This window comes from Ferruginibacter sp., assembly GCF_031430955.1.
Lineage (GTDB): Bacteria > Bacteroidota > Bacteroidia > Chitinophagales > Chitinophagaceae > Ferruginibacter.
Genome location: NZ_JANPCM010000686.1, coordinates 1 through 5,708 on the forward strand (window position 1 = coordinate 1; position 5,708 = coordinate 5,708).

Below are 5,708 nucleotides of genomic sequence, written 5' to 3' on the forward strand. Positions count from 1 at the left end.
CATCAATTTAACCCGTCAGGAAGGTTTGGAAAAAGCCGCCATCTTTACATTGTCAAATTATATTGCCAGCATTATATCTGTACCGCAACGCAGTATAGTGGCTATTACCAGCCCTTACATTGCACAGGCATGGAAAGAAAAAAACTTAACAGAGATCAGCCGAATTTACAATCGCAGTTCCATCAACATGCTCATTATTTCGCTGTTTATCTTTTTAAATATCTGGTTAAATATAGATGATGCTTATACAGCTTTTAATATCAACCCTACTTTTACCGCAGGTAAATATGTAATACTGGTGCTGGGATTAAAATTTATTATTGATATGGGTACCGGCGTAAACAGCCAGATGTTATACACCAGTAATTTTTGGAAATTTGAATTTATAACCGGAGTGGTGCTATTGTTTTTAACTATACCGTTAAATTACTGGCTCACGCAAAAATATGGTATGGTGGGTGCTGGCATTGCAGGCTTTATCAGCCTTACAGTGTACAATGCTATCCGCATGGGATTTATTTATTACAAATTTAAAATGCAGCCTTTCACCATTAATTCATTAAAAGCGGTTGTAACTGCTGCCGCAATTTATTTTGCAATATTTTTTATTACTAAAAATATTTCAGGAGTAACGTGCATGTTTGTAAAGTCGGTTTTATTTTCTTTACTGTTTATTGCAGGTGTGTATTATTTAAAATTAACCCCCGACTTAGAACCGGTTTTAAATTCAATTAAAAAAAGACTGGGTATAAAATCTAATACCAATTAGACATTGAAAACATACTGTCAGCCTGGGGCACTCATAAAAAAAAATTAAGCTCTTTGCTAATGACAGTAAGAAAGAATTTTCTCAGCTTCGCTAATAAAAAAGGGTTGCCACAAAGGCGCAAAGACACAAAGCAGAAAAAATGCTACGCATTTTTCCTTAGTGCCTTAGTGCCTTTGTGGCTAAAATCAATTTTTGTAAAAAATTGTTTATCAAACTTCTAAAATACTTGTCATTAGCAGCTTGTCGAAGGCGGTTTGACTCTTGCACCGGTTTCGACAAGCTCATCAACCTGACACTTTTTTAATCGGATAGATTCAATGTCTAATTGGTATAATTCAGTTTAGAAAGAAATAATTGCAGCGCTGCTTTCTTTTTATCATCCAGCAAAAAACTAATCCTGTTTTTGTAATAATCGTTAAGGTCAGCTTCTTTATAATTAATTGATGTAACAATTGTATCAATATTTTGCAGTCCCAACGAAGTTGCTGCATTAAAGGAGTTAATAAATTCAGCAGTCATTTTTTTGTTGCTTACCCATGCAGCAAATACAAAAGGCAACCCCGTCATTTCTTTCCATGCCAAACCAAGATCGTAATGATATTTTGAAACAGGAATTTGTTTAAAAGCCCTGTCTCCAATTACTAGCCCGGCAGTGCTGCCTTTAATGTTTTGTTCAAAACCTTTTTCTGCAGCAATAAATTCCGGCAATATTTTCCAATGCTCTTTTATTAAAATTTTCAACAACGCCACCGAAGTCCTGCTCTGGTAATCTAATAAAATAGTTTTTATCTCCTGCAGCGGCACATCACTAAAAAGGCAAACGCTGACCACAGCGCCATCGCAACCAATACAGTAATCACTAATGATATGAAACTCCTGCATAGCAGGCAGCGCCGCAACCGGCACAAGGCCAACATCAATGTGATTATTTAATAATTGTTGGGCAATATTAGCAGGAAAATCAAAGAGCAACTCAATCTCATCAGCCATCATTCCATTTTCAAATCCATATATAAGTGGCTTCGTATTTAAATAACTTACTGCCCCCACTTTAATCTTATGTATCAATACTGTATTTTTGCCCAAATTTACATCAACAACATGGATTTAAACCAACTAACTGCCATCTCTCCCATTGATGGCCGCTACCGTAAACAACTGCAACATTTAGATGAATATTTCAGCGAATACGCTTTAATTAAATACCGGGTTTTAGTGGAGGTAGAATATTTTTTATTTTTGGCAGAAAAGAAATTTTTTAAAGCAGGTGCCGCATTAAAAAAACAATTGCATGATGTGGTAAATAACTTTTCTTTAGCCGATGCGGCAGAAATAAAAAAAACTGAAACCATTACCAACCATGATGTAAAAGCAGTTGAATATTTTTTAAAAGCGCAACTGGAAAAATGCGGTGCTGCAAATTTAAAAGAATGGGTGCATTTTGGATTAACCTCCCAGGATATTAATAACACTGCTATTCCTTTACTCTGGAAAAACAGTATTGAGCAGGAATATTTACCGGCGTTAATTAATTTACAGCTAACTATAGGTAAATTAGCATTGCAGTTTAAAAACGTTCCTATGCTGGCACGTACACACGGTCAACCGGCGTCGCCTACACGGCTGGGAAAAGAATTAATGGTGTATGTAGAAAGATTGGAAAATCAAATTCAGTTATTCAGTTACATACCCTTTACAGCAAAGTTTGGAGGTGCTACCGGAAATTTTAATGCTCACTATGTGGCTTACCCAAAATATAACTGGATAAAATTTGCCAACGATTTTGTGGAAAATAAATTAGGCCTGCAGCGCCAGCAATACACCACACAAATAGAACATTACGATGTGCTTGCTGCACATTTTGATGCTATAAAAAGAATCAATACCATTCTTATAGATTTTTGCAGAGACATTTGGAATTACATCAGTATAGATTATTTTAAACAAAAAACAATTAAAGGAGAAATTGGCAGCAGCGCCATGCCGCATAAAGTAAACCCTATCGATTTTGAAAATGCAGAAGGTAACCTCGGTATTGCAAATGCTTTACTGGAACATCTTTCAGCCAAACTCCCTATCAGCCGATTACAAAGAGATTTAACAGACAGCACCGTGTTAAGAAATATTGGGACGCCGATTGCACATACTATTTTGTCAATAAAATCAACAGAAAAAGGACTGAGCAAATTAGTTTTGAACGACAATAAATTAAAAGAAGACCTGGAAAATAACTGGGCTGTAGTTGCCGAAGCCATACAAACTATTTTACGCCGTGAAAATTACCCCAACCCCTACGAAGCATTAAAAGAATTAACGAGAGGAAAAACAGCCATTGATAAAAAAGCGATGCACCAATTTATCAGCGGTCTAAAAATTTCTGCTCCATTAAAAAAAGAATTAAAGGCCATTACACCGCATAATTATACCGGTGTGTAATATTATTGCTCAGGGTTTCCAGCATTATGCAGCTAGTTTGCAATATTGCAAAGGTTGGCACGCCTTACAGCAAGCAGGTAAAATTTATTAGTGCCGTTATTCTTATTTATGAAAAATATTTTTTTTACTTTTTTATTTTTTTCATCAACAGCTTTTACACAAGTTAATTTGAGTAATGGCCTTAAAGCTTACTACCCATTTACTGGCAATGCTAACGATGCCAGCGGTAACAATAACAACCCTTCGTTTAATAATGCTACGCTAACCAAAGACAGGTTTGGTAATGCCAGCAGTGCTTATCATTTTAATGGCATCAATAATTATATACAAATACCCAATAACCCTTCATTAAATTTTACCGATCAAATAACACTTTCAGTTTGGGTGAGGCCAACAGGTTTTTATTATGATATATGCCATGCTAATTCCATTATATCAAAAGGCACTGCCGATTATTATCCCGGTAATTATGCATTAAGGTTTGATGATGCTTTGTTTACTGATGGCAAAGGATGCAGTGGCGATCTTTTAAAAGATTCTCTGCATTTAAATTTCAGGGGTACAGGCACCACACAAAAAATATATACGCCTTACATAAAAAAAAATCAATGGTATTCGGTTATTTACACCAATGATGGCACCACTGCCCGTTTATATGTTGATTGTGAATTAAAATACGCCATAAATTTTAAAGAAACGTTTACCAATAAAGATGATTTGTTTTTTGGAAAAACAAACGATTCGTTTTTTCCTTTTTGGACGAATGCAGATATTGATGATATAAGAATTTACGACAGGGCAGTAAACGAAAAAGAAATAGTTGCGCTTTGCAAAGAAGCAATAAAAAAAGATACCATTAAGCCAATTGCAGTTGCAAAAGAAATCTCTCTTGAAAAAAGAAACAATCAATTGGTTAAACAAATTGCTGTGGAGCATGATTCCATTTCGGTTACGCTTTACGATAACGGAGATATTGATGGCGACAGCGTAACGCTTATCTATAATGATAAAATAATTACCACACACCAACGCCTTTCGGATAAGCCCATAACTTTTACACTTAAAGTTGAACCCGGCAAAAGCCGCAACGAGTTAGTTATGTATGCAGAGAACTTAGGCAGTATTCCTCCCAACACTGCATTGATGATAATTTATGATGGTAAGAAACGTTATGAATTAAATATCAGCAGTACAAAGAATAGTAACGGCGTGGTGGCGTTTACGCTTAACGAGTAAGCAAAAACAGGTTGAATTTAAAAAATATTTAATAGAAAAATGAGTTGCTGATAAATTATAATGTACATTTAAACGTAATTCATTCTTCCCAAAAGTATCTTCTATGATCAAATTATTTTTTATAACTTTTATATTTTTTCCCAGTTCTGTTTTTGCTCAAAAAAATCCTGCTTCGTCACGTATTAGTTTAAAATCACAAGGCTCAAAACAAACAGTTTTAACGCCTTGTTCATTTAATGGCGATTTTTCTTTCGAATTTAATAGCTGTAATCCATCCTCCGTAAAGTTTATCCCCAGTACTACACTGTTTAATTCTGTTGAATGGGATTTTGGAGATTTAACTCCTTTCAGCACTTTAAATTCTCCCAGTCATGTCTATACCACTTATGGTAACTATGTTGTAAAGATGATTTTGTTTGGAGCCTCCTGTAGCGATACGATAACAAAAAACATTTCAATAAACTTACAAAACGACAATACATTAGTCACTACACCCGACACCACTATTTGCTTTGGCACTACTAAATTATTAAGGGCACAACCATCAAATAGTTTTTGCTGGAGCCCCACCACTTATTTAAATAACCCGCTGTTAAATAACCCAACCACATCTGCACCAACCAATATTACTTATTATTATACCGCAGAAGTTTTAGGAAGTAATTTAATTGTAAATGGGGATTTTAGTGCAGGGAATACAGGGTTTACATCTGATTATACATTCGCAACAACTAATTCAATCGCCAACGCAGTTTATGGAATTACAACAAATGCACAAACATGGAATGCCGGTGCAAGTCCGTGTACTGACCATACAAGTGGGGCAGGAAATATGCTTGTTGCAAACGGCGCTACAACTGCAGGAAAAAAATTATGGAAAAGCACAGTGAATGTTACACCTAATACAAATTACCAGTTTTCCGCCTGGATACAAAGTATTTCATTAGCCAATTTTGCCGTCTTTAAATTTTACATAAATGGAGTACAATTTGGACCAACACTTAACGGCCCGTCTGTAGCATGCCAGTGGGTGCAGCAAAAGCTTAACTGGAATTCAGGAATAAATACAACAGTAAGCATTTCTTTAGAAGACTTTACTTATAATGCGGATGGTAATGATTTTGCATTAGATGACATTTCTTTTACTGCTGTTTCAATTAGAAGAGACAGCGTAAAAATTATTGTGGATACGCCTATAGTTTCGGCTACCAGTAATAAAATTATTTGCTCAGGAAGTTCTGCACAATTAAATGCGTTTGGTGCTGTC

The 5,708-nt window shown here is 35.4% G+C and carries 5 protein-coding genes; 4 read left to right on the forward strand and 1 reads right to left on the reverse strand.

The window, feature by feature from the left end; genetic code table 11:
* Positions 1-769, forward strand: a 769-nt coding sequence (locus ACY65O_RS19585) for a lipopolysaccharide biosynthesis protein (RefSeq protein ID WP_462222546.1), incomplete at its 5' end; no start/stop codon positions are given.
* A gap of 321 nt (positions 770-1,090) precedes the next feature.
* On the opposite strand, the gene ACY65O_RS19590 is transcribed toward ACY65O_RS19585, so the two are convergent.
* Entirely contained in the window at positions 1,091-1,837 is a 747-nt protein-coding gene (locus ACY65O_RS19590; protein WP_462222547.1) for a menaquinone biosynthetic enzyme MqnA/MqnD family protein, read from the reverse strand.
* 33 nt (positions 1,838-1,870) lie between these two features.
* Between ACY65O_RS19590 and purB the strand changes: the two genes are divergently transcribed.
* The 3 genes from purB to ACY65O_RS19605 form a co-directional block, all read left to right on the forward strand.
* Positions 1,871-3,205 (forward strand): adenylosuccinate lyase, encoded by a 1,335-nt coding sequence (gene purB, locus ACY65O_RS19595; RefSeq protein WP_462222548.1) that lies wholly within the window; start codon positions 1,871-1,873, stop codon positions 3,203-3,205.
* Between the two features lie 108 nt (positions 3,206-3,313).
* Positions 3,314-4,441 (forward strand): LamG domain-containing protein, encoded by a 1,128-nt coding sequence (locus ACY65O_RS19600; RefSeq protein WP_462222549.1) that lies wholly within the window; start codon positions 3,314-3,316, stop codon positions 4,439-4,441.
* A gap of 103 nt (positions 4,442-4,544) precedes the next feature.
* Positions 4,545-5,708 (forward strand): PKD domain-containing protein (locus ACY65O_RS19605; RefSeq protein ID WP_462222550.1); only part of this gene is annotated, 1,164 nt, incomplete at its 3' end.

Bases quoted from the DNA above. Each gene is read 5' to 3' on its own strand.
- purB (WP_462222548.1), top strand. From the start codon at position 1,871: ATGGATTTAAACCAACTAACTGCCATCTCTCCCATTGATGGCCGCTAC.
- ACY65O_RS19600 (WP_462222549.1), top strand. From the start codon at position 3,314: ATGAAAAATATTTTTTTTACTTTTTTATTTTTTTCATCAACAGCTTTT.